Raw genomic sequence first — 24,958 nt, forward strand, 5'->3', positions numbered from 1 at the left:
TCATTTTATGTCGTTCGAAGTAGGTCAGGAATACTGCGTTTTAAAATTTTATGTATCGGCCAGATGCTAGAAAGAACTGCGGCCACTAGTGGCAATATGAGCGCCTGGACAAAGTGAGCTGGTTGCATCTCAAGAAAGATCATGTACTGCCTTGTAATACCAGGCCCCGGAGGCATAGGAATCCCTTTTTTCAATAAGGTCGCATTAATAACCACAGCGCTGATAAGACCAACAAGGCCACCAATCAAACCTAAAGCAGCATTTTCAATTAACAATATCTTCCACAAACGAGTTCGTTTTTCGCCATTGGCACGTAAGGCCCCCACTTCGGCAGCACGCTCTAACAAACCCACCGAAATCGTATTAAAGATGCCCAACGCAACAATAATCAAAATAATCGTCCTGATAAAACTAAACTGCGCATCCAAAAAATCTATAGAATTTTGATAATAGACTTTATCCAGGACTTCGAAACGAATTGGATCTAAATTCAAATTAAGAGATCGGATACCTGCTTCGACTTTTTCCCAATCTTTCACGCCAGTGGTCGCCAACGAGAACTTCTCGACTCGTTGAGTATCAAGAAGCGCTTGTGCCTGCTTAAGACTGACTCGAAAAAAGCTGTCATCGATACTTTTTTGTCCCATGTGAAAAATGCCTGCCACTGTTAAATCAGCGCCGTTTAACTGTCCATTGATGGTCTGCAAAAGTAAGGTGACGGTGTCTCCGACTTTAAGCCCCAAGCTATTCGCCAAACCAATACCAAGAATAATCTGATCATCTGCCTGTAGGTCAGCACCCTGCTCAAAGTTCATTTGATTAAAGAACGAGTTTTCACGTTCTGGAATGACCCCTTCGCCTCGTCCACCTAAGGTGACACCATTCTTTACTAAAAAAGAGTAAAAAGTGACTCGCGGAAAAACCTGTGTAACACCCGGAACCGAGAGTATCTTCTTTTCAACGTCGCTTGGGTTTTCTATCCAAAGCTCCCACGGTTTTTCGGCAACTTTGCCATAATAGCCCTGCGGAAAGACTTGGCCAAAGCCATAATATCCATGGATCGTGTTTTCTCGATACTGATTCATAATGCCTGTATTAAAGCCCTGGTAGATCAACAGCCCAGCTGCCCCAAGGGCGACCGTCAACAAAGAGGCTAAAGTCCGTCGTGGATTTCTAAATAAATTTCTCCATGCTAATAAAAATACTGCCTTCATCCCTACACCCCGCCCTTTTCGACTTGGAGTTGACCGTCTTTCATCTTATAAATTTCCGACGCGTAGCTAACCAAATGCGCATCATGAGTTGAAAAAATAAATGAGGTGTTTTCCGACTTCTGAAGTTCCTTAAAGGCCAAAATAATTTTTGTTGCCGTTTCTGAATCTAAATTGGCTGTAGGTTCATCTGCCAAAATCACTGAAGGTTTTTTAGCCAAGGCACGAGCAATCGCTACTCGTTGACGCTGTCCGCCTGATAGCTCTAACGGTCGCTTATTCAGATGATCCTTAAGACCCAGCATATCTAAGATGTCCACTGCATGTTTCTTCATTTGCAGATTATCCATGCCAAGAAGAGGTAAAAAATAAGATGTATTTTCTAGAACCGTCAAAGTCGGAATCAAATGAAACGACTGAAATATATAACCCACTTCTTTTAAACGTAATTCTTCTAATTGAGTTTCTGTAAGTCCAGAAATATTTTGCCCCTTAAATTGCAGTTCCCCTTGGCTGGGACTATCAATCATGCCCAATAAATTTAGCAAAGTGGTTTTGCCTGATCCAGAGGGACCCACAACACAAGAAAAGCAACCCGAGTTGAATTGAAAACTTAGGCCCTTTAAAACCTCGACATCTTGTTGATTCCACTGATACGAGTACTTAAGATTTTTTAGATTGTATAACGAACTCATCAGCTTTTTCCTTCAGATTTCATTTGAGCGAGCTTTGAGATTGCCAATTCTCGAGTTAACTGAATTTCGCGGTCTGTTATTGTCCCCATATGTCCCTGAATGGCAGCAAGTTTCACTCCATGCTTCAATGAAAGCTTATAGATTTCCTTAACTTTTTCCCACTCAATATCACGCCCTAAAGTGAAAGGTTCGTGGCGCTCTTCAAGAGCCAACAACGCTGTTTCAGCAAGGCACGCATAAACAACATTTCCGGGAAGACCAAGGTTACAATCGACTTCCGATGGCCCCGGCAGTACAACTTCACCGGACTCAATGATTAATATATCAGGACGCTTCTTAGCATCCTCGATGTCAAAATCTAACGGTCGAGAACAGTCACACACAACACATCCAGGTTTCAACTTTTCAACTTCAACGATTTTGTGATCGAACGCCGATGTGGCCGTAACCAAAGCATCAACTTCGTGAGCAAACTCATTTGCATCGGTAGAAACAACCACTTCACAATGAGGAGCCATCGCCCGAATTTCTTCTTTTAATTCAATTAAACGCTCCTTCCGAGGTGCAACAATTATTAACCGCTCGAAAACCAGCGCCAAGAGTTTCGCCGACACCTTACCAATCGACCCAGTGGCTCCGATGACCATAGAGGTTCCTTGATACAAGCCCGTCTTCTGGTCGATCTTTAGCAATCCCATTTTTTTGACCACATCGTTCAACGCCCACAAAGTTGCAGACGCAGAAAGCGAGTTGCCTGTTGTTACTGGGATCGGAGAATTTGAATTAATGGTAACCCCTGAATCACCTACGATTTTTGTATAGGCACCAAGGCCAATAATTTTTGCTCCTAAGGATGCAGCATGATCGCAAATATGTTGAATTTTTTGATAGGCAACTTCGGGATCTTCAGTTTTTAAAACTTTTGGTGTGGCAAACAATCCGTAAATAATACCATTAACCTCTTTACCTGTTTTTTCCGAAATAACATGCCGAACATGACCATAAACCACAGGTGGCATTTTTGAAATTGCTCTATCAAAAGGATCATTCCAACTTTTAGGCATCGCTTTTAATATTTGCAAACCCGGGACTCGAGTAAAATCGTCGTGAGACAATGCGTGAATCACAAACGCAAAATCCGGAGGTTTTTCATCCTTACCTATTAAATTCTTAAGCTTATTGATTCCCTTTGAAATTTTCATCTGAGTCGATGTTTTACGAATCATCGAATACTGCCGAACGATCATGCGTTGATCCTCGTTAGAAACTAAAATTTCTTCCCATTCGGGCACACTCAAAGGAGATTGTCGATGACGAGTCAAACGAATGACTGCATCAATAATCGAGTAGTTGGCATAGGGGCTCATTCGCAGGCTCTCTGGAACCAAATTGACAACGCGGCGAGGAGACAATTTAGCAACTTCCTCTTCCATCTTGGGATGAAATGACCACGTCCAAAGATCTTTCCCTTTCACAAAATCAATCGCCTGATCAAACAACAGCAGAAACGGTAAATCGCAACAAACAGAGTCTACGGACTCAACTTGCATTCCTAAACTAGAGCGACTCATTTTCTGCAAAGTGCTTTCAGCAAGAGGAGTATTTCTTTTCAAATCCTTAAAAGAGGCAAAATTCAGAGCAAGCTTCGAAGCCGTCATCAAACCTGGAAATGGTTTGATTAAAAAGGGAAGGCCCAGAATTGAATAGCCATCTCCAAGATAAACTTTTCCTGGATAACGGTGACGAATGAACTCTTCAATTTCGATACTCACCGCTGCCGATGGAAAAAAGACGCCCCGCTGAGGATGAATCTCGCCGGTTTCGATCAGCTGCAATAAACGACTGATATTCGCCACTTCCCTAAGTCCAGTACCATCGCACAGTGGTACAGAACTTGGAATGTTCATGATCTCTAGATATTGTCTGTGAACATAGCTCTTAGAATCCAACTTGATAACTGGAGGTAATGACGTCAATGCAAACGCATCAACTTGACCTCGCAACTTTTCAATCAAAGCGGTTACTGCCTCTACAGAAAAGTTTGCACCAAAACGCTGTACCTCAAAGTGGCATCCTTGATAATCAAACTCAAAGGCGGCATCCCAAAAAGAGCGACCAAAACTAATTTCAGCGATTCGATAAGAATTTTTCATATCCGCTCCAGAAGATTTTTTCATATTGATCGAACTCAGGACACCAATCCTCACCTAATAAGCGACGTGTTGATGTTGAATCATATTCGGGAAATGCCAAAAGATATTTCATTTCAGATTCAGGAAATTTAGCCACCCAACTAGAAATCTTAGCCATTAAAGCATCAGGAAGTTGATCGACCAATGTAATATCTTTTTTCTGAATTCCTAAATAGTTTAAAGTTTTAAGATAAAGCTGTTCGATAGGAAGGCCGCCTTTAGGGGTGATATGAAAACTACGATAGCCTTTTTCCGAGGTAGATAAACTCCATAACAATATTTGCGCGATAGCATGAGCCGCAGCATCTACTGGCACCAAGGGAATACGTCCACTTTTTTTACCTGGCAAAGGGAGTACTCCCGGAAAACCTTCGATTACTTTACGAAGTCGCTGAAAAGTTTCTGGTGCGTGATAGGGACCATCGATCCTCTCGATATCACCCTCTTTTGAAGAGCCAACCAGTACTCCTAAGCGCAAGTTAATACGCAAAGCGCTAGCCCCTTTCCAATTTTGCATTGTCTGCTCGCAACTGGCCTTGGTCTCGGAATAAGCATCGGGAAAAGCCGACTGAAAATTTAAATCCAAAGGACCTACGATTTGTCGCTTAGAATTAATAGCGGCAGCTACGGAACTTGTATTTAACAAAACTGGTATTTGTGCATACTGAGAAATCTTTAAAACATTGTCCGTTCCAAACGTATTGTGAAGAGCACACTCTGCAGATGAGGCCTTTAAATCATAGAGGCCAGCCAAATGAACGATCGCCTGATAGTTCTGCTTTTTTATAGCATCAAGATTTAAGCCCGCATTCCATTGAGTCAAATCGCCGGTGATTTCCGTGTATCCACTCCGAGACAAGACATGAACTTCAACATGTTCACGTAAGAGCGGGACTAGTTTTTTTCCTAAAAAACCAGTTCCTCCTGTGACTAAAATTTTTGATTTTGACATGATGGCTCCGCAAAAAATTACGGTCAGCCAGCGACCACCACAGGCAGACCTTTAGCCAGGCAGCGAACGGTAATGCTACTGACATCTTTAAGAAGGATCTCGCCGTCACCAAAGAATGTCAAAGCTCGCTCTGAATTTCTGGCTTTGAGACTGAACTCTTTCAATTCAAAAGATTGAAATTTACTACCCCGGCCGACTTTTCCAGACTTAATTTGAAGTGCGGCGTGCAAATGTTCAAATACATTCTTGCTTTCAGCTAAAAGCAAATTCACCGTACCATCAGAGTTTGATGTGAATGGGGCCGGCAAAAAGCTCGACCCCAGTCGAGCCTGATTGTTAATCAAAACAATTGGCGCGCTGGTTTCAATGTTTAGCTTACCTGGAATACTGATATCGAGGGCCCACGAATTTTGATCCCACTTACGTAAAGCTTCGGCAATCATCAAAGAATAAACGCCACTACCTAAGCTTCGAACTGTTTTATATCCCAAGCCTGCAAAATCCTTGAAAATCTTTTTCGTCTTCGGACATGTTGAAATTTTTCGTAAATGATCTCGGAACTGGTTGGCAAGCTGAGCTGTCTCAGCTGGAATACCGATTCCACCATTTGTCAGCATATAGGCAACCTGGCCATCACCTTCGACCTCTATGATGTCTATTTTTTTAACCTGACCTTCAATGATACTTCTAGCAGCGCGATCAATTCGTGAACTGACGCCAATTTCACTGGCAAGATCATTTGCCGTCCCCGATTTAACCAAAGCAATTGGAGGCAACTGCGACCAGTCACTTTGATGCTTCATCAAAAACTGAATACAGGCGTTGATTGTTCCGTCCCCACCAGCGATCAGTAAAGCGTCTGTCTTTTTGTTAAGCTCGTCTTGTAGATAAAGGCACATTTCATCGAAGGACTTGGGAATACAAAAATGCAGATCGCAACGAAATAAGGCATCTCGAATTTTTCGTTCTAAAAGATTCTGATCTACAGAACCTGCTTTAGAATTTATGACTACAGAAACCCGCATTGTGACCATCCCTCAAAAAAAGATTACCGTCTCAAAGTGAGAGCAAAAAAGAGGCCAATAAAATGAAACATCAAATCTTATATATTCGATCTGAATAGGTTTTTGGACCCATTTTGGCCCCCTGCGGGTGACAGAATGGAGCTATTGCTTAACTTTTAATCGATGATGCTTGCCTGCTAATCGCGACCGATGGCGAAACTTAATTTAAATAAAATCTCCCAGTAGCCGCGAAACTGCCTTTCCCTAAGATACACGACTTGCGGTGTAGTTTCTAAGGTCACCCAGTCACGATTTAGAACACGAGAATGCGTGAAGCCCACCGTGTACTTGTTTGCAGCAAACTCCGCTTCTTTGACGTCTGTAAACATCCGAGCGTTAAAAGAAAGAGCTTCTTTATCAGAAAACGATTTGTAAATAGAAAACCCATGAATAGTTTCAAATCTCGAGAGTGTTAAATACCAATTTTTTTCGTTTATCACTCGGAATAAGATATCTTCACGAATAAAATAGTCAGAAAGAAGCTGAGTACTTTCAACCCACTTATTATCTGTAAACCAGCCGAACTCCTCGGAAAAAGAGTTCGAAAAAATACCTAATTTAAAATTTCGACGCGCCCGAAGCTTAAAGAAATAATACAATGGATTGGCCACACGAAGTCCAGATTCCTGAGAAAACTTCCACTGATCCTCGTCCGATCGCCGCCGCTTAGGAGCTGTTACGACTTTGCCTTTCTTTGAATCAGAAGAGGTTTTCTCGGCCACGGCTTTAGCAGTTTTAACGACTTCTTTCCCCGCATCAACAATCGTTTCACCAACTTTATCGACCTTTTTTTGTGCTTGTGGTAACTTCAAATTCAAACGAATCGAGAAGTCACCTGTCCCTATGCTACGGTCACGGATATATGCATCCTGCTCTAAAATCAGCGTCGAGCTTTCATAATCATCGTAAAGCTTTTCATCACCAAATAATGAATCCAAATTACGGGCTAGCGAAATGACTTTATCCGCGACAACCTCGCGGGAGTTGTCGATAGTTCCCACTTCGCCCGATATTTCAGGCTGAGCTGCCGCAACGTCGCCGACAATCCAAATCGATAGAATAATAAAATTTAAAAATCGTTTAGAGACGAACAACACCCGCGCCCCATGTAAATCCAGCACCAAATGCGGCAAGCCCCACCAGCATTCCCGGCTTAAGCTTACCTTCTAAATAAGCATCGTACATTCCCAACGGAATTGTCGCCGCCGTCGTATTTCCATATTTATGAATCGTGTTGTGGATCTTTGCTGGATCCAGAGCCAAGTCCTCTTGAATTTTTTGATTGATCCGAAGATTCGCTTGATGAAAGAAAAACATATCAACATCGTCAAGCTTATAAGGCGTCGCCGACATTGCCTCATTGAGGACCTGAGGCATACGAGTCACTGCGTGCATGAATACCAAACGTCCATTCATTTGCGGATATATCATTCCCTCATCGATCATTTGGTGAGACATACGGAACTCGCCCAATGCAGTCCCAGGAGCTTGAATCCACAATTCAGAGGCAAAACTACCATCAGCATGTAAAGCCGTCGTGTAAATTTGCGCCTCTTTATCACTTTTAACATCGGTCGCCTGAACAATCACGGCACCAGCGCCATCCCCAAACAAGATCGAAACATTTCGTCCGTTTGGAGTTTTATCCAGAGCCTTAGATTGAACTTCCGCCCCAACCACCAAGACACACTTATGGGAACCTGAACGAATGAATTTATCCGCAATTGATAATCCATAGACAAACCCCGAACAAGCCTGACGAATATCGAAATAGGGAATCTCTGGAAGCCCAAGCTTCGCTTGCAAGATCGCGGCTCCCCCTGGGATATCGTAGTCTGGAGACGACGTCGCTAGTACAATCATATCAATCTGCTCTTTTTGAATACCCGCATTTTTTATAGCGATTTTAGCGGCTTCAAAGGACAGATCTGAAGTTGCCTGAGTGTTATCAACCCAGTGACGTTGTTCGATACCGGTTCTTTGCACAATCCAGTCGTGTGTCGTATCCAGAACTTTTTCAAGATCTTGATTAGTGATTGCTTTACCAGGAACAAAACCGCCGATACCGGTTATTTTAGCCGCCAACATATAAAACTCCGTTGGAAATTAATGCCTCTATATCAAAAAAAGGGGCTCTAAAGCCCCCTGTAGTATAACATATTTTTTATTATACGTAAGATCCTCGTTTGATCTTCTCTAAAATGATTTTTTCCGTCTTGATCGGATCTTTGGGATCCACAGAGAAATAAGATTGCTGCTCGCAACGAATTTTCTCTTTCTGTAGCCATCTCAAAATATCCGCCAGTCCTTTGTTTTTCTTATCCAAAAAGAACGGATCGTTTTCAAGAGCATCTTTCGCTTTTTTCAAGGCCCGAGCTTCTGCCGGATCTGATTCTTTTACGTTATAGCAAAACAAATCATAGCGTTTTACGTCGTCAGGCAGAACCCCTAAGAATCGCACTTCTGGAGCCGAGAAATCTGCATTTCTGATTAAAGAGGCCGCAGACCCCGCCTTCAAAGTTCGGAAGATATTCTGTAATGTATACGCATCGAGATCGCCGAAGAAGTACATCGGGACATTCAATTCGTCCTCGATCAATTTACACCAGCCGCGAACACCATTTGAAGGCACCCCCTGGGCACCGATCAAAATACAGTTATTACGCTTTGTAAAACCCATCGTATGCAGGGTTCCAGCCGTACCTTCTGATTCTACCACAAGGGCAAAATCAATTTTCTTTTTTGCCTTTAACTTGAGGGCCTGAGGCTTGTTTTTTGGAATGTACGGAGCCGTTCCAAGCATTGAAAGGTCCACAGTCGCAACAGTTCCATCGGTCATTGTCTCTTGAACGATCAGCTGGTTAGAGTAGGTTTGACCACCACGATCATTGGCGAAACAGTTCAACTCTTCACGGTAAACACGAAGCATGTCCCCAATAAAGTCGATAATAGAATCCGACTCGGCCTGATCTTCAAAATCCAAAGGCTTGTAGCGCTTGTCGCCTTTAATCAAACCTTTACAGATATAGTACAATTCACGCTTCGTATTCACTGAACCGATTTCTAAGTTACGAAGAAGAATTTCAAGCATGAACACAACCCGCGCTAGTTTTTGCACCGAGGAAACATTCAGCTCTGTACGAACAACTTTATCCCCTGGGGTCAGATAACCCAATTTAGGATTGTAGTCCGCATTATCTAATGACGTCTTCACGGCTTCTAAATACGGCCGTCTTGAGTTTTCCAAATCTTTCAACATTCTGTCCGCAAGAGCCATCGCCTCGCGCGGGATATTGATTTTTAAATCACGAATTTTATGCAATCCAGTTCCAGCTGCCATAACTTAATTACGCTTTCTTTGAAGTCGTTGTTTTTGCGGTTGTGGTCGTTGCCTTCGCCGTCGTTGTTGTTGCTTTAGAAGTCGTTGCTTTTTCGGTGGTTGCCTTCGCTGTCGTCGCAGTAGCCTTCGCCGTCGTAGACTTAGCGGTGGTTTTTGCTTCTACAACTTCATCAACCTCTTCAACAAAGTCTTCATCATCTTCGATTCCAGCTTTTTTGCGCTCTCTGGCTTTTAGATTTGCCAAACGCGATTCTGCATCTTCAAGCTCTGCAACGGCCGCCTCTGAATCACGACCTAAAATCTTTCTAAGTCCTTCTTCTGCCTTCTTACGACGAACATCGTTGGCTTTTGTAATAACAGTAAGCTTTTCTACTAAGATCGGACCGTATTGTTCGATATAAGCCAGTTTTCTTTCAAGATCGACTTCCTTAGCTTCTTTCTTAATGTGACGAGAAAGCTTTTGTCCGGCTTGCATCAAAGCACGGCGAATTTCTTCTACTAACTCATCAGATGCATCAATCGTTTCTTTCGAGGCATTTTTAAACTTAATAAAAGGTGAAACGATAGACACTGCGAATACGTATGGACCTAAAGGCAAGCTGCTCTTTGGTTGGCCCAAACCATAAGTTTTCCAGTTAACAGATTCGATAGCTTTTGTAATCGCGCAACCTGCTTTATCAAACTGCAAAGGCACACGGTTCGCAAATCGCAATAGTTGAACAGGCTCATCTGCATTTGCCGCTGTTCGCCCAATAAAACGAGCTAATGCCACTTCCACCACGATCGGCTTAAAGTCACAAATAGTCGGTTTACGGGTAACAACCGAGAAGAAATCCACTTCACCAAGACGTTGAATTGACTTTGACAACGAATCTTCTCCGACCGTCAAAACCGACTTGGTCGAAGGAGCCATCAACTCTGTATCTTGAACTGCCGAAAAGACCTTTTTAAACTCATCATCACTAAGGCTTGTAATTGGCTTTTCAACCAAAGACTTAGGCATTCCTTTTTTTGTCATCTCGGCGATATTTTGATCTGACACTCTAGAAAAGCCGGTTTTCAAAAACTTACTTAATGAGATTTTTCCATACAAAGTAGAGTGAGTTATAAATTCACCTAATTTGAAGGTATGAGGATGCGGAAGTGTCGCTGCTGGGATTTCGGGGACTTCATTTGAAACGCGAGCAATCGTCTGCCAATCACCATCATGCAGTTTAAACTTGATGGTTAAATGCGGATTCACAAGCACTGTACCTTCAACATAAGTTAACAAGCCGTTATCACCGTTTAGCTGAATACGACCATCCATGATAAACTCGACTCGGCAACCATGCGGTTTATCCCAGTCGATTGTTTCCTTATTTCGCACAATACCGGTGTTCGATTTAATGTCGACATCTACTTGAGCTCGAACAGCTTTGCGCATGTTTTTAGTTTTTGAAATCACTAACACGCCTCGAGCATTGGTCATTTGCGCCCATGTCGTCGCAGCAGAAATACCAATCCCTTGTTGACCGCGTGAACATTGTCCTCGTCCAAATTTTGAAGAAGCTAAATACTCTCCGAAAACTTTTGCCAAATCATCGGCATCAATACCTGGACCGTTATCTTCAACAACAATCTTAACTTGGTCCGTGTTTTTGGTTGAACCCGTCCCTACTTTGACTACCTCGACTTCAAGATCAGGCAAAATTCCTGCCTGCTCACACGCATCTAGCGAGTTATCGACGGCTTCTTTTAAAGTGGTCAAAACCGCTTTTAACGGAGAAGAAAAGCCCACTTGCTGTAGGTTTTTCGCAAAGTATTCCGCTGTACTACTTTTGGTAATCTTGCTCACAGTTGCACAATCCTTTTGAACAGAAAATTTAAGAAATTCAGGATATCATTTACAGCTTACTCACAACGCGCAATATCAAAGCAAGACTTTCGCCCGTATTTTTTAATCGCGCCGCATTAATGACTTATTTTTAAGCAGATTGGATTTACTCGTCGCCAGAGCCTTCTGAATTTGCTGAAGGCGTTTTGAGATTCTCTAGGGCGACTTCATAAGGAGTCTTATATCCCTTTTTGTTATTGCACTCTTTGCAGGAAGGAACGCAATTACCTTTGGTGGAGGTCCCCCCACGGGAAATCGGAGTCAAATGATCCATTGTTAACTGGTCTGCGGGAAAGTGGCCTTCGCAGTGATAGCAAAGCCCTTTACCCAGTTGCTGTTTCCACCATTGGCTCTGCCGCAGTTCTCTTGCTTTTGCTTTCTCTCGCTTTTGATGTTCAGCACTTGCCGTTACAAAAAATATCTGCCCCATAGACCTCAGTCTAGCATGAAGACCGCCGTAGCTCAATGAGGTGCTTTTATAGGCTATTTTTAAAGCAAATTTACCCCTAAAACCCTCCCTTTTTTACCCAAATTAAGCGGCTTTTGGGGCCTAATTAAGGCCATCTCAGGCTCCTGGACCTGTAGCTTTCAAGGATTTCTGCCGACACTCCTATAGAGAGAATACTCTGTGAGAGGTTGCTATGTCTCAAAGGACACTGAAAAAAGGCGAATTTTTGTTTAAAGAAGGGGATAAAATCACCGCGATTTATCTTATTCAAAGTGGAGGTATTAATCAGTGCCTCATCAAGGGCAAAAAAACGATGGACCTTTTTCAGCTAGGCACAAACCAAATTCTTGGCGAACAGGTCATTTTAGGTCAGGGCACATTTAACACGTCCGCTGTTGCTACAACTGAAACGAAGGTTTTAGAATTCCCCGTAGAGTCCCTGAAGAGTCTTTACGAATCTGCACCACAAATGATGAAGCTCATCACAAAAAGTTTATCCGAACGACTTCGAACGGCTTTAACCGATGTTAAAAACAGTCGGATGGAAAAAGATGCTACTCCTTGTCCCGAAGACCAAGTGGCCAAAGTTTTTGGAGCCATTTTTTTGTGCGCCAACCACAAGGGGGATATGAAGTCGATGCCTGGCCGAACGGTCATCGATTGGACTTTGTATAAACAATACTGCCAGCGTGTCTTGGGCGAAGGACCGAAGCGTATCGAACAGGCCACCAATATTTTGGTCAAATTGAATCTTGCTTTGTACGAAATGGGAAAAAATCCCGACAATCCCGAAGGCCCTGAAGAGATTCAAAAAATTCACTTCTTAGATCTTCCCCTGGTAGAGGCTTTCTTTGAATTCTATCAGTACTATTATTTCAAAGGTGGCCGTACGGACCTGTTGAAAACAGATGAACTTTCGTTGCAGATGCTTACGGCATTCGTCAAGCTATCAGAAAATTTAGAGGCCGACCGCTTTGGAGTTGTCAGCGTCGAGTTCGCAAAGGTTGCCGAATACTTCAAAGAAGAAATTGGCATCAATATGAACAACGACCACTTTACCCGTCTTGAGCAAAAAGGCGTCTTTATGAAACGCCGAACAGTAGGCTCTAATGTGCTATTACAATTTGAATTTAAAGAGTTCAAAAACACTCTTAACTCTTGGAAGATTCTTAAAGAAATCGAAAAATGGAACGAAAAAGGTTTTGTTGATATTCACGAAAAAGAAGAAGCCAAGAAAAAGAAATCAAACGGCCCCACTTGCCCAAGCTGTGCCGTCGAAGTTGCAGCAGCCGCAAAGTTCTGCCACGAGTGCGGAGCCAAATTAAGCCCAGCCCAAGCGGCCTAACTCAAGCGGCCTAAGTCTAGTAAAAAAAGCCACCCCTGAGGTGGCTTTTTTTATATTCTTTGACTGTTTCACTTTTGAATCATCAAAAAGGGATTAGAAATTTGAGCGTCCTTTATGGACCTCTGTCTATTTTGCGAAAATTCAATCAAGATTCAAACAAGAACTGCCGAAAACGTCTCAGAACGAGGTAAGTTCGTATGAAATTGACATCACATTTTCTAAATAAAGTCTTCATCGTGTTAATTCTATTTTACACGACAGGTTGCCTATCCGAAGGAGGAGGAACCTTTGGCGATTTACTGAGTTCGGAACCTGACACTGATGGCGTCATTGAAATTGTAGACCAGACCCCCACGGTCGTTCCAACGGTCACGGCTACAACTGGCGACACCACGTTTGCTGTTTCAATTGCTTCAGGAGCTGGAAACAACGTCAAATATAAATGGGAACTAGATGGAACCAAGTTGGCCGATAGTAGCCGAGCCTTCTACACACTTTCAGCATCGGCGCTAACAGCAGGATCACATTCTCTAAAAGTTACGGCATACAACTCAATTTCTTCTGACGTATACACCTACATCATTGATAAAAATACTCCACCTACACTAAGCAGCCCAACTCCCTCTGCAACAGGGTCATCAGTAACTTGCGGCAGCGGAACCTTGTCGCTGTCGGTTCATGCTAATGATCCCGAAGGAGCCAACTTAACTTACGTATGGAAAATAAATGGCGTCGCCGGAAGCTCGTTCTTTACCAATCATGTTTACTCAAATACTGGAAGTTCTATCGACTTTACCCCGAACTGCACTCTGACCGGACTTGCAACAATCAGTGTTGAAGTAAGGGACGGATACGATACGACGGTGATTAGTCCACTTTGGAACGTTACAATTGTTAATTCAGGAGTCGCAAGCATTGATGGTTTAACTCCGAACTCAAGTCCTTACGTAATCATACCCTCAACATCATTTAAAACATTTACGATGGTCAATCCTACTGGCGTTCCTCCAGTGACTTACAGCTGGGAGCTGAATGGAACCCCAATTCCTGGTGAGCTAAGTACTTCGATGGATCTTTACGCTACAACCTTAGATCCATTAGCAGGACTTGGACCTTATGATTTAACGGCCACTGTGACCGATGGTACTGGAGCTTCAGATACAGCAACAGTTCAAGTGCTATTAAATAAACCCCCTGTTTTAAGTGGGCAATCACCAGCATCCACAACGATCACGAAAAACCACGCCTCTCCGAATCTGACTTTTTCAATCACGGGAAGCGATCCAAATTCCGATTCCCTTCGTTACATTTGGACAGTCAACGGGGTCAACTATGAACCCCCGTATTCGGGACTACCAAGCCATATTAGCATCAACAGCGGCTCACCCAATCAGTTGATATTTAATCCTGATGAAAGTCTTTTAGGAAATCATACGATATCCGTAAGAGCTCGCGAAGATCGAACTACTGACTTTGAATACTCAAATACAATTTCTTGGCAGCTTTCTCTGAATCGCTTTAGCGATCCTTGCAATGCCTTACAATCTGGACAAATCTGCACACTAGCGGGGCTTCCTGGACTTGGAAAAGATGTTAATGGAAATGGCCGTTTTGATGCGGGAACTGACAAAATTAAAATCAGACCCAATCAACTCGCATTTCATACAGTACAAAATTTAGATTCGTCGAATGTCGATAATATGTTCATCTCGGACACAGCTAATCACATGATTTGGTATTACAACCGTTCTGACAAACAACAAACAGTGCTTGGTGTCGCAGTAGAAGCTTACGAAGTAAAGCCACTCTTTGGAAATGGTGCTTCAGGAAAAACTCAAGATGACAGTTCTACTTATTCTTATACTAACTACAAACTGAGCTATCCAGAGTTCTTGATTTATGATTCAACAAACCAGTATCTCTATGTTGCCGATCGTGGAAATCATCGTGTGGTTCGTTTGAATAACCAAGGACAAGGAAAAAGAGTCTTCGGCACTGAAGGCACAACAAACAACGCAGGTACAAATACAACTGGTGCTGCAGCTACAAGTCACGTTTGTTGGTCTCCAGCTGGACTTGTTATGAATGCCGCAAAAACAAAAATGTGGGTGGCCTGCTCTACAACAAATGCCATTAAGGAAATCAACTTAGTAACGTACTTAGACCCGAGCACGTGGACAGCAAGAGTTCTGGTCGGAGCTCCAAACACCGCACCGACAAACGCCACAACGGATGGAACAACGGCAGGCACGTCCGCTGCAGACCGCCCTTGGGCACTACAGTTAGACAACAATGAAAACCTGTATTTTTCACAAATAAGCGGCTGCCGCATTCGCGCGATCAACCTCGCCACTGCTGGCGGACTCAATCTATTTAATGGAACGGTGACTGGTCTAAATCCTTTGGCTATAAACAACGTTCGCACAGCGATTGGCGATGGCAACTGTGGATATCACGGTACTCTGACACCGGTTGATTCGGGAAGAATCGGTGTCCCGCGGGGATTCGCAATCCTGACCGAATCCAGTGCTCTTCAGGGATTCTTTATTGCTGGTACTGAAGTCCATCGTATTATTTATGCCAATGCAACAGGAAGCACCCGAACTTTTGGAAACATGGGCGTGGCTGCAAATTCAATAAATACAATTTGGGGAACTGGAACTGGAGCATTCACCGGAAATACAAAACCTGCTAGTAATAATCTAACCTACAATCCCGTTGGCACTTATATCAGAAACGGAAAACTGATAATTACCGAACCGTCAGCTTTTAGAATTCGCGAGTTAGATATTTCAAATGCCGATGGCAATATCACAACTTTATTATTTGGCCTTGATCCGAAACACGATTCGTCTCCCGACAGCCCCGGAGTAGATGCTCCAAATTTTAGAGGTTACTTCCTTGGAGATATTCACTACGACAGCACCACAAATAGTTTGCTTTTTGCAGATGCGGGGTCAACTGGAATGCCTGCGACAACTCATCACACCGCCCAAGGAAATCTAATCGAAAATAACCGCATTAGATCTTTGAACTTAACAACTGGCTTAGTAACAACATTCATCGGTCAGGGATCTGGAACTTATCTTGATCAACAAAACCCAACCTCGGTTTATCTTCAAGGAGCTCGTGCGGTGACTAATTTCGGCGACAATCTTCTAATCCTAGACCGAAATTGGTGGCAAGGTACAAATAGAAGTTGTAGTGTTCTCATGTACAACCGCTCGTCTCCTGCCGGCAACTTTTTCAGTGTCTATGCAGATGCAATGAAAGTGACTCGTCTTGCTGGAAACTGGGCTCAAGGTTGCGACAATGAGCTTGGCCTTGGTTCTGCAGCAACAAGTGCGCGAATCCAACCGTTCTCGATTGCCTATGCATCCTCGCCCGAGGATACAATTTATATGACGCAATTCCGCCGTCATTGCATATTGAAAGTTGCAGCTAATGGAAATATTTCTTCAGCTGCCGGTCTATGCGGCACTTCAGGTGACGTTGACGGAGCTTTGTCAGTTGCTCGATTCAACTTTCCTACGAAGATTATTCAAGACCCCAGAAACCCTTCTAACATGTTCGTGATGGATCAAACATCCAGTACAAACTCGTACATTAAATATATCAACTTCAGTGCTTCCGAGGTTGATATTGGAGGAGTTCAAGTAGCCGCAGGTGAAGTCAAAAAGATTCTCTCTGTGACCGATGGGTATGGCATTGGAATTGGTCTTTACAAAGACTCCACTGATGCTGCAAAAGATCGTATTTGCTATACAAGTGGATCTGGAATCAACTCGACTCTTTCTAACAACTCTTTAGATGTTGGAGATGGACAACTGGGCTTCCACCGCGTCACTTGTCACCTTTTACAAACACTGCAAAAGGAAATTGTAATAGGTTCTGACAACTCGGTCGTTCGTGGTGGTAGCCAAATGACTGACGAGCACGAAGGTCTTGCATTTGAGGTTGGGGCCATTAAAAAAATTAAGACCCTTCTTTACACCCCTTATGGTCTTGCTTTTGATGGCGACGGAAACCTCTACATCACAGAACGCGACTCTCATGTGATTCGCAAAGTAAAGAAGTGGTGGTGATATGGCTGGACTCGACAAAGTATCAGTTTTTAAAAACTTAAACAAAAAGCTGTCAAAATTTACCGATAAAGATCCGATTAAAGATATGAAAGTTTTATTGAGAAACAGAAAGGCTCATATGAAAAATTTTTTACAAAGCTTTTCAGTCATCCTATTTTCAATCGCGAGCATCGGCTGCGCCAGTTCAATCCTGAAAGTTGAAAGTGAGCCCGCTGGTGCAGAGGTATATATAAGCCAGGCCAATCGCCCAGCAATTAAAATAGGCCAGACTCCCCTCAGTATCGAAGAGTCAAAATTAGCGACAGGCGTTGAGCCGTTCCAAATAACCATTTCTCGTGATGGATACTTAAACGAGCATATTTTAGTTCCTCACTCAACTTTAAATCGGAACACATCGATCGCTGTCCGTCTTAAAGGAGACATGTCAAAATTGTCTCAGTCTGGCGACCAACTTGACAAGGTAGCCAGTGCCACTGCCCTAACTCAGCATCTAATTAGAATTAAAGATTTCGATAGAGCAGAACAAAATCTTCTATCTTACACCACATTGTATCCATCAGTGGCAACTTTTCATGAGCTTTTAGGAAATGTCTACTATCTTAGAAGGGAATACAACCGCGCCTTGTCCTCTTACCGACAAGCGGAATCCTTAAATCCAAAAAATAACGACACCCGAATCATGATTGAACGCCTTCAAGCCATGAAGAAGGAGGACCAATGAGAATTTTCCCTTTTGCCCTTGTCTTTGCCGCTATCTTCTTTTCCAGCGCGATTGTTCACCTAAATCAAAGTGTAAAGTCTTACTATGATCTGGTTGCACTATTGATTGTTTTCGGGGGCACATCATCCGTTGGAATGATGATTCTTCCTTGGGAGTTTAAAAAAGACATCTCAAAATCTTTGAAGAGCCTATTTTACACAAAAACAGTTTCGCAGTCTGAGTTAGTACGTACTTGTTATAAATCTGCAATTAGTGGCGAAACTCCCAATCAAAAAAACGAGCTTTGGCAGACAATTTTGTCGGAAGGAATTGAGCTTTTAAATTTAGGGCTTTCAAAAGACAAAGTTGAAAAAATCTTAAGTGAGCGAATTCATAATTACATGAATCGTCAAAGAAAAGTGGTTTCAGGATTTAGAAACCTTGCTAAATATCCCCCAGCATTCGGTTTGATGGGTACCGTTCTTGGACTAGTAAACGTCATGAAGGGGGTATCAAATGGAATGAATGCCAAACAAACGGCCTTCGAAATGGCTCTTGCTCTTGTTGCGACAATGTATGGACTTATAGTCTCGAATCTTTTGGTCAACCCTGCTGGTGAAAATATTCTTAGTGAAGCGACCAGCGAAGAAGCTAAAGCAATGTTAGCATTTGAAGCCGTAGGTCTTTATGCAGACTCCGCAAGCCCCTTAGAGTCACAAGAACTTCTTAACTCTCACGTACTTCCTGAAGATCAAATTCCGCTATTCCAATCTTTTGGTGGCGGAAACGAAACCTCGTCAACCGAGGGAGCAGCCTGATGAAACGCCAACTACGTGCTCATCATTCTAACTCAGAAAGCCTTCACGAAGATACTGAAGGAACTTGGGCCGTCAGCTATGGTGACATGGTGACTCTTCTACTTACATTCTTTATCGTGTTCTTTTCACTAGACCCCAATGATGAAAAAGTAGAGAAAAGAAAAACTCTGAATCTAGCCCTAGTTAACGAGCTTCAAAGACTTCCAGCTAACATTGAAAAAAAATCAAACTCTGGTGATAAATTGAAACTCGACACAAAAATCGTCAAACAGCTCAACGGCAAAGTTCATGAATATGGCGATCGCCTATTAGTTGAATTTCCAGAAGTATCATTTTTTAACTCCGGCGACATTGTATTGACACCTCAAGGGGCTCAATCCCTGCGAATGTTTATGAAGAAATATCTTCCCTATGCTGGACAGTATAAAATCAGCATTCAAGCCTTTACAGACTCTCGAAAAGTCCAACAAAAAGCCGGACGGCGCTTTAAAGACAACCTAGAACTCAGCGCTCTTAGGGCGATTTCGGCAATGAGAACATTGCAAAAGGAAGGGCTTCCACTTGCTCAAATGGAAGTCGCGGGATTTGGCGAAATGAAAACTACATCCGAGCATTTAGCTGAAATAAATAAAAGTGAAAAACAATTAGAATTATCTAGAAAAGTAGTACTCGTGATCAAACCGGAGGAAACATGAGAAATAGAATTCTCAATATCTCAATACTTCTACTGACACTCTTGGGGTTGCAAATTGCATTCGCTGAAAATCGCCATCCCCGAGTCGTCGAACTTGAAAAAACGCTTTCCTCTGAAACGCTAGAAGTACTTAAAGGAAGATTTCCTAACAAACCCTTCCTTGCGTCCGTAAGTATCGACCCCTTAATGCGAGATAAAAAAGCCGGCGGCGTTCAAGATCGTCTTCCCTATTACGAAGTCAGCGACGAGGAATTGGCCGACGAATGGGATGATCCAGAGGCTTCTAATTCTTATTTACTGAACCGTGTTCGCCGCATTCACGTAAAACTATCGGTTCCCTCAACATTAACAGACGACGAAATCGCTGAGTTAAAAACTACTGTGGTGAAAAACCTTTCATTACTAGAAGCGCGTGACACCGTAGAAATTCAAAAGCGAGCATGGACGAATTTAGACCAGACCACTTCGCTTTGGTCCTATCTAGGAATTGGTTTAGCTTTATGGTTCTTATCAATGCTTGGTATGGGACTTATCTCGTGGTTAAACAGTCGTAAACTATCTAGTGCTATTGCCTCGGGTCTAAACGAAGGCCAAAAAGCAAGTTCGGCGCCTATGCCAATGCCTTCGACTCCGTTGGAGCCCGCAGAGCGCCCACAAAACAACTCAAACTCTGTTGCTGGGGATATTCGTTTTAATGATCCCATTAAAACTCGTGATTCGATTCAGACAGCTATTCGTGTCATAGATGGTCGTGGCACATTTCCACTCTTGGAAGATCTCATTATCTTTGAAAAATTTAGTCTTGAAAACACAGCGTCTTTCGGCGCCTTGTTAGCAGAATTCCCTTGGGAAGTACGCAAAAAACTTTTTGGTTACTCTAAAGGTGAAAAGTGGCTACAAGCCCTTGCTGAACCTGGCGAGGTCAACAACTCTTGTCTAGAAGTGCTGCAAAAGTGCGCTCGCGTACAAAGAGCTATCGATAGAACTGACTGGCAAGAATTACTCATTCTAGTTTGGCGCTTGAACGAAAAGTCCGCCGATTTCTTTAAAAATATGGACCAAGAAAAGGCTTTCAACATCTTAGGATACCTTCCTAGATCAATTTCTGTTGGGATTGCCCGCAGTATCTTTCCGGGAGCTTGGGGCGTGCTATTAAATCCTCATCATGTACCCAAAATGCTCACTGAATCGGAAACTGCAGACCTGATATTAAAAGCGAAAAAGGCATCGCCACTACGTGATTTTAATCAGATTGAAAAATTTAGAAACGAAAAGGACTTGCTAACATACGTAAAAACAGCAGACCCTTTAGTTGAAAAAGAGATCTATCAAGTTGCTAAAGATGACTTGTTTAAATTACGTGCTCCGTTCTTTCCGGTCTTCGAGGCATCAGAGGACATTATTGCAAAACTGCATGCAAGCGTCCGCCCGGAGGATTGGGCCCTTTCTTTCTATAATATACCAAAAACAGATAGAAAGAAGATCGAATCATTGATGTCTGAAAGACAGAAAATAAGATGTTACGAGCTGCTTAGACAATTTGATCAAAATCCTCCAACTCCTCAAAGAATTGGAGATGCCAGAGAACGTGTTGCAAAAGCCTATCATTTTTTCCATCTTGAAGCGTTAGAAACTCAGAGTTCGCAGACAGTCTCTGAGCCCGCAAAGGCTGCGTAAAATGAAAGACCTTAAACTGGCTATTTTTATTGTATCTTTGCTTTTTGGATCAATGGGGTCAGCCTATAGCAAATTAGATATTAGCTTCGGCTGGTTCAACGTGACAGCAAAGACCAGCAGAACAAGTGGTAAAATTTCAAATCTTGGAACATATCAACTTTTGTATCGGCAAGCCTTTGCTCCCAACCTAGAGTTTGCTGTGGGTTATTCTCTATCAGTAAGTAAAATCGTTTCAGGTGACATGGCATTCGGCCCAGATCTTGGACTTTACTACTTCCCCTTAACTAGCACCAACGGAGAAAGCTTTTCCACGTCTGATTTAACTTTTTCTACCTCCGAACATTGGAAGCCTTTTATTGGAGGCGGATTTCATCAACGACAGTACCAGTCGACCCAGGCCTCCTATGCGGGATTCAGCTTTGGGGGGGGGACCGAGTATCTTCTCAAAGAAAGACTCTCTCTGAAGGCCGAGTTCAGGTATATGAATCTGACGGGCCCAAATCAGGCCTCGGCCAAAGAGATCAATATCCTTGGTGGGCTGTCTTTTGGTTTCTGAGCTTTAATCAATAGTTTCAATACCTTAAGCTACTACAGACTAAAACTCCGGCAAAATTGTATAGCAAACATGATATGCATCATGTTTGCTTTTTAGTTCTTTTGTTACATTAAGCCCATATGATTCTGACTCCAACAAAGGCGAATTGATATGGAAAACCAAAACTCCGAGCGAACTTTAAATTCTCAACCTGAAGCTCAAAAAACTATTAAAGCGATCTCGAATGAATGTCTTAGCTGTGGCCACTTCAAGCCCCTTACAACAGTGGTCGACGAACAGTTTAAAGTATGGCATTTGACGAACTCCGAGCGCGAAATCGCCTTCATGCTTATTAAGGGATACTCTTTGCGCGAAATCGCAAACTCTCGATCTACAAGTGAAAGTACAGTGCGTTTGCAAGCATTAGCTATCTATTCAAAAGCAGGACTTGCTGGACGTCACGAGTTGGCCGCTCACTTCATCGAACAACTCTTGCAGCCAATCCCTCAATTACCCGCCCGATAGTAAAGACGATTGTCCCACATTCCTCTGGAAAAATATTGAATGTGGGCTTTGATCTTCGTCTGTAGGTACTGAATTCGATCCGCATCAGATAGCGGATTTTTTCCAGCAATATCACTAATCAGATATAGCTTAGGATTTTTATTAAGTTCGGTACCTGCAATCGGACTCCACACCATCCAGTCCTTTGAGGTTGTAATAATATATCGCCCATCAATAAAGTTGACCGTGGCTCTCTCCCCTGGAACAAAAACACTTCGTCCCAAAAGATTCTTCATTGGTTCAGAGATATCTAACACTTCCATCAAAGTGGGAAGAATGTCGACCTGAGAAACGGGTTGTTGCAAATCCACTGATGGCCACACGCGGCCATTTTGATAAAATAGAAGAGGAATTTTATAATTGCCAGCCTCGCTCTCGTAAGCGGGTCGAAAATGCATCGACGCATGATCTGCAGTTATAATAAAAAGTGTTTCATTGAACCAGGTCTGCTTTTCGGCTTTTTCAAAAAACTTGCGCAATGAAAAATCAGCATAACGAACAGCCTTCAAGATTGGAATCGGCCCTTCTGGAAAATCTTTGACGTACATCTTCGGCACTTGAAAAGGCTGATGAGAACTCAATGTAAAGATAGATGCAAAAAATGGAGACCTGAACTCATTCATCTGATCGATAGACCAACTCAAAAAAGGTTCGTCCCAAATCCCCCAAACACCATCGTGGTCCTCTTTACGAGGATACTCATTGGCTCCAAAGTATTTTTCAACGCCTGCACTTTTCATAAATGAATCAAAATACATAGTGCCATTATTCCCGCCATGGAAAAATGCCGTTTCAAATCCATTTTGTCCCAGCAAAGTACCAAGTCCTAAAAAATAATTGGAAGCAAATTGACTTGATATAAATGGCTCGCTCATTAATGCCGGGATTCCAGCCATCACCGCCGCCACTCCTTCGATCGAGCGGCGTCCATTAGCCCACGCATTTGGAAAAAATAAAGAATTTTTACTAAGCTCGTCCAAAAACGGCGTGTAGCTTGGAACTCCCCCAACAGCAGTGTACTCGGTACCGAAGCTCTCGAGCATAATGACTACCACATTTTTAATAGGAATATTTTTATCTGCAACAGACCAAACACTTCTTTCGGAGCTTCCACCATTCAGATGTTGAATGAGATCCGCCTCTGAAGAAAAGTATTTTTCCTTTCCCAAAGCTGGTTCTCCGTAGCTTTTTAAAACTGTAAACGTTGAATTAAGCACTAGGTTATTTAATACTGGGACATCAAAAACATTTGCATGCACAAAGCTGATCGGCTTTTTTTGAAAGCCTCCCCGCGCCGCCAACACCACAAAAATCAAAGCTCCAAGTATCTGAACGGCTCCGACCAATACGACCTTGTAAAAAGGACGCGGCAACAAGATAGATTCAACTTCTGGCGATAAATCGAGTGAATAATTCTTGGGAGCAATGATTTTCCACGCCAGCCACATATAGAAAACAACCAACACTGAGTTCACGATGAATAAGCCTAAAAAAGGCGCTAAAAAACTCCAGAGCTTACCTTGAACCTCGCCCCACAAAAACAATGTGTCCCAGGTAAATCGACGCCCCACAAAATCAACATAGGCCGTGTCAACCAAAGACAAAATAACCAACGGTACTTGAATGCTAACATATAAAAGCCATTGGAAAAAATTTTGCCGCTGCAGTGTGATTTTCAATTTATGCCAGGGAACAAAGCTTGCCAAAAGTGGAACCAAACTCAAATAAGCGACGGCCGACAAATCAAAACGCACCCCGACAAAAAATGCCCAGAAAATCTCGGAAATAGCTCTATTTTTGAACTGACCGTAGTTCCAAACCAAAAACTCTACCCGAGCTACCGTGTAAAGCAAAACTGTAAGCCCAAATAATAGGAAAAATTTCTTTAATCTACCGCTTAATGGATTCATACCGGCATCTTAAGCCCAAGGCGCTTGATCCGGCAAGGCGCCTCTGCTAAGGTGCCCTCTTATGAACTACGAACAAATGATGGAACGCTTAAAAACTACTTACCCGGATGCCAATATCGAAGTGATCGACCTTACGGGCACTTCAGACCACTGGGAGGTCTCTGTCGAGTCGGAAGCCTTTAAGGGCCTGACTCGCATTCAACAACACCAACACGTCATGGCTGCCTTTGGACCTGAATTAAAAACAGGCGAGGTTCATGCACTTTCAATTCGCACAAAAGTAAAATAAGGATCACGCATGTCGAATGTTAAACAAAGAATCGAAGATATTTTAAACCAACACAAAATCGTACTTTTTATGAAAGGCACTCAGCAGTTTCCTATGTGCGGCTTTTCAGCTCGAGCATGTGCGATTCTTCAAGACATGGGCGTAGATTTTTTCGACGTCAACGTTCTTGAGGACGAGGAAATTCGCCAAGGCATCAAAGACTTCGGCAACTGGCCAACAATTCCCCAGCTGTACGTCAACAAGCAGCTTATCGGTGGCTCTGATATCATGATGGAAATGTACCAATCTGGCGAGCTTCAGGACGCCATCAAAGCTTAACTATGAAGTGCAATCTAGCCCTGTGGGACCGCATGATTCGTTTTATTATTGGCGTCGGCCTTTTGGCCTTTGCTATAGCAGGCGGTCCCGGCTGGACTTACTTAGGTCTTGTTTTCATCCTAACAGCAGCATGGGGCTTCTGTCCGATGTATGCTTTTTTTAAAATAAAGACTCTGCGAATTCCTCAAAAAAAATAAGGGCTGCCCGATATGCCCTTTGGGAACGAGGAACTAAAAACAAGGTGG

At 42.9% G+C, this 24,958-nt stretch carries 22 protein-coding genes; 11 read left to right on the forward strand and 11 right to left on the reverse strand.

Annotated elements, in window-relative coordinates; translation table 11 throughout:
- Positions 1-5 precede the first annotated feature (5 nt).
- The 10 genes from AC04MN_RS01385 to AC04MN_RS01430 form a co-directional block, all read right to left on the reverse strand.
- A complete protein-coding gene (locus tag AC04MN_RS01385; protein WP_475381395.1) occupies positions 6-1,214 on the reverse strand; it encodes an ABC transporter permease in 1,209 nt (402 codons plus the stop codon).
- Positions 1,215-1,216: 2 nt separating this feature from the next.
- Entirely contained in the window at positions 1,217-1,906 is a 690-nt protein-coding gene (locus AC04MN_RS01390) for an ABC transporter ATP-binding protein (RefSeq protein ID WP_475381396.1), read from the reverse strand.
- A complete protein-coding gene (locus AC04MN_RS01395) occupies positions 1,906-4,059 on the reverse strand; it encodes a dehydrogenase (protein WP_475381397.1) in 2,154 nt (717 codons plus the stop codon). The genes AC04MN_RS01390 and AC04MN_RS01395 overlap by 1 nt, the downstream gene beginning before the upstream one ends.
- Positions 4,034-5,050, reverse strand: a complete 1,017-nt coding sequence (locus AC04MN_RS01400; RefSeq protein WP_475381398.1) for an SDR family oxidoreductase — start codon at positions 5,048-5,050, stop codon at positions 4,034-4,036. Before AC04MN_RS01400 ends, AC04MN_RS01395 begins: the two co-directional genes overlap by 26 nt.
- A 23-nt stretch (positions 5,051-5,073) precedes the next feature.
- Positions 5,074-6,075 carry a diacylglycerol/lipid kinase family protein gene (locus tag AC04MN_RS01405; protein ID WP_475381399.1) on the reverse strand — a complete coding sequence of 334 codons (1,002 nt, stop codon included), beginning with the start codon at positions 6,073-6,075 and terminating at the stop codon, positions 5,074-5,076.
- Positions 6,076-6,251: 176 nt separating this feature from the next.
- Positions 6,252-7,211, reverse strand: a complete 960-nt coding sequence (locus AC04MN_RS01410) for a hypothetical protein (protein WP_475381400.1) — start codon at positions 7,209-7,211, stop codon at positions 6,252-6,254.
- Positions 7,195-8,202: a 3-oxoacyl-ACP synthase III family protein gene (locus AC04MN_RS01415; protein ID WP_475381401.1), complete on the reverse strand. Its 1,008-nt coding sequence runs from the start codon at positions 8,200-8,202 to the stop codon at positions 7,195-7,197. Before AC04MN_RS01415 ends, AC04MN_RS01410 begins: the two co-directional genes overlap by 17 nt.
- A 79-nt stretch (positions 8,203-8,281) precedes the next feature.
- Positions 8,282-9,454, reverse strand: coding sequence for a DNA topoisomerase VI (locus tag AC04MN_RS01420; protein ID WP_475381402.1), 1,173 nt, complete (start codon positions 9,452-9,454; stop codon positions 8,282-8,284).
- A 7-nt stretch (positions 9,455-9,461) separates the two neighbouring features.
- Complete coding sequence (locus tag AC04MN_RS01425; protein ID WP_475381403.1) at positions 9,462-11,291, reverse strand: DNA topoisomerase VI subunit B; 1,830 nt, start codon at positions 11,289-11,291, stop codon at positions 9,462-9,464.
- 145 nt (positions 11,292-11,436) lie between these two features.
- Complete coding sequence (locus AC04MN_RS01430; protein ID WP_475381404.1) at positions 11,437-11,760, reverse strand: HNH endonuclease; 324 nt, start codon at positions 11,758-11,760, stop codon at positions 11,437-11,439.
- A gap of 211 nt (positions 11,761-11,971) precedes the next feature.
- On the opposite strand from AC04MN_RS01430, the gene AC04MN_RS01435 reads away from it, so the two are divergent.
- The 8 genes from AC04MN_RS01435 to AC04MN_RS01470 all read left to right on the forward strand — a co-directional run bounded on the left by AC04MN_RS01435 (position 11,972) and on the right by AC04MN_RS01470 (position 22,157).
- Entirely contained in the window at positions 11,972-13,123 is a 1,152-nt protein-coding gene (locus AC04MN_RS01435) for a cyclic nucleotide-binding domain-containing protein (RefSeq protein WP_475381405.1), read from the forward strand.
- A 197-nt stretch (positions 13,124-13,320) separates the two neighbouring features.
- The gene (locus AC04MN_RS01440) at positions 13,321-17,208 is read left to right on the forward strand and encodes an NHL repeat-containing protein (RefSeq protein WP_475381406.1); all 3,888 of its coding nucleotides are present in this window, start codon (positions 13,321-13,323) and stop codon (positions 17,206-17,208) included.
- Between the two features lie 118 nt (positions 17,209-17,326).
- The gene (locus AC04MN_RS01445; RefSeq protein ID WP_475381407.1) at positions 17,327-17,929 is read left to right on the forward strand and encodes a tetratricopeptide repeat protein; all 603 of its coding nucleotides are present in this window, start codon (positions 17,327-17,329) and stop codon (positions 17,927-17,929) included.
- Positions 17,926-18,726: a MotA/TolQ/ExbB proton channel family protein gene (locus AC04MN_RS01450; RefSeq protein ID WP_475381408.1), complete on the forward strand. Its 801-nt coding sequence runs from the start codon at positions 17,926-17,928 to the stop codon at positions 18,724-18,726. The genes AC04MN_RS01445 and AC04MN_RS01450 overlap by 4 nt, the downstream gene beginning before the upstream one ends.
- The gene (locus tag AC04MN_RS01455) at positions 18,726-19,421 is read left to right on the forward strand and encodes an OmpA/MotB family protein (RefSeq protein WP_475381409.1); all 696 of its coding nucleotides are present in this window, start codon (positions 18,726-18,728) and stop codon (positions 19,419-19,421) included. Before AC04MN_RS01450 ends, AC04MN_RS01455 begins: the two co-directional genes overlap by 1 nt.
- A complete protein-coding gene (locus AC04MN_RS01460; RefSeq protein ID WP_475381410.1) occupies positions 19,418-21,097 on the forward strand; it encodes a hypothetical protein in 1,680 nt (559 codons plus the stop codon). Before AC04MN_RS01455 ends, AC04MN_RS01460 begins: the two co-directional genes overlap by 4 nt.
- Before the next feature lies 1 nt (position 21,098).
- A complete protein-coding gene (locus tag AC04MN_RS01465) occupies positions 21,099-21,653 on the forward strand; it encodes an outer membrane protein (RefSeq protein WP_475381411.1) in 555 nt (184 codons plus the stop codon).
- A 150-nt stretch (positions 21,654-21,803) separates the two neighbouring features.
- The gene (locus AC04MN_RS01470) at positions 21,804-22,157 is read left to right on the forward strand and encodes a helix-turn-helix transcriptional regulator (RefSeq protein WP_475381412.1); all 354 of its coding nucleotides are present in this window, start codon (positions 21,804-21,806) and stop codon (positions 22,155-22,157) included.
- Here AC04MN_RS01470 and AC04MN_RS01475 read toward each other — a convergent pair.
- Positions 22,139-24,106, reverse strand: a complete 1,968-nt coding sequence (locus tag AC04MN_RS01475; protein ID WP_475381413.1) for an LTA synthase family protein — start codon at positions 24,104-24,106, stop codon at positions 22,139-22,141. The genes AC04MN_RS01470 and AC04MN_RS01475 overlap by 19 nt on opposite strands.
- Positions 24,107-24,167: 61 nt before the next feature.
- Between AC04MN_RS01475 and AC04MN_RS01480 the strand changes: the two genes are divergently transcribed.
- Genes AC04MN_RS01480 through AC04MN_RS01490 form a run of 3 tightly spaced genes read left to right on the forward strand, consistent with a single transcriptional unit; the run spans position 24,168 to position 24,910 of the window.
- Positions 24,168-24,395, forward strand: coding sequence for a BolA/IbaG family iron-sulfur metabolism protein (locus AC04MN_RS01480; RefSeq protein WP_475381414.1), 228 nt, complete (start codon positions 24,168-24,170; stop codon positions 24,393-24,395).
- Positions 24,396-24,404: 9 nt separating this feature from the next.
- Complete coding sequence (gene grxD / locus AC04MN_RS01485) at positions 24,405-24,713, forward strand: Grx4 family monothiol glutaredoxin (protein WP_475381415.1); 309 nt, start codon at positions 24,405-24,407, stop codon at positions 24,711-24,713.
- Between the two features lie 2 nt (positions 24,714-24,715).
- On the forward strand, positions 24,716-24,910 hold the full coding sequence (locus AC04MN_RS01490; protein WP_475381416.1) for a YgaP family membrane protein: 195 nt from the start codon (positions 24,716-24,718) through the stop codon (positions 24,908-24,910).
- The last annotated feature ends 48 nt before the right edge of the window (positions 24,911-24,958 follow it).

It is taken from the genome of Bdellovibrio sp. ZFWA1 (assembly GCF_056175665.1).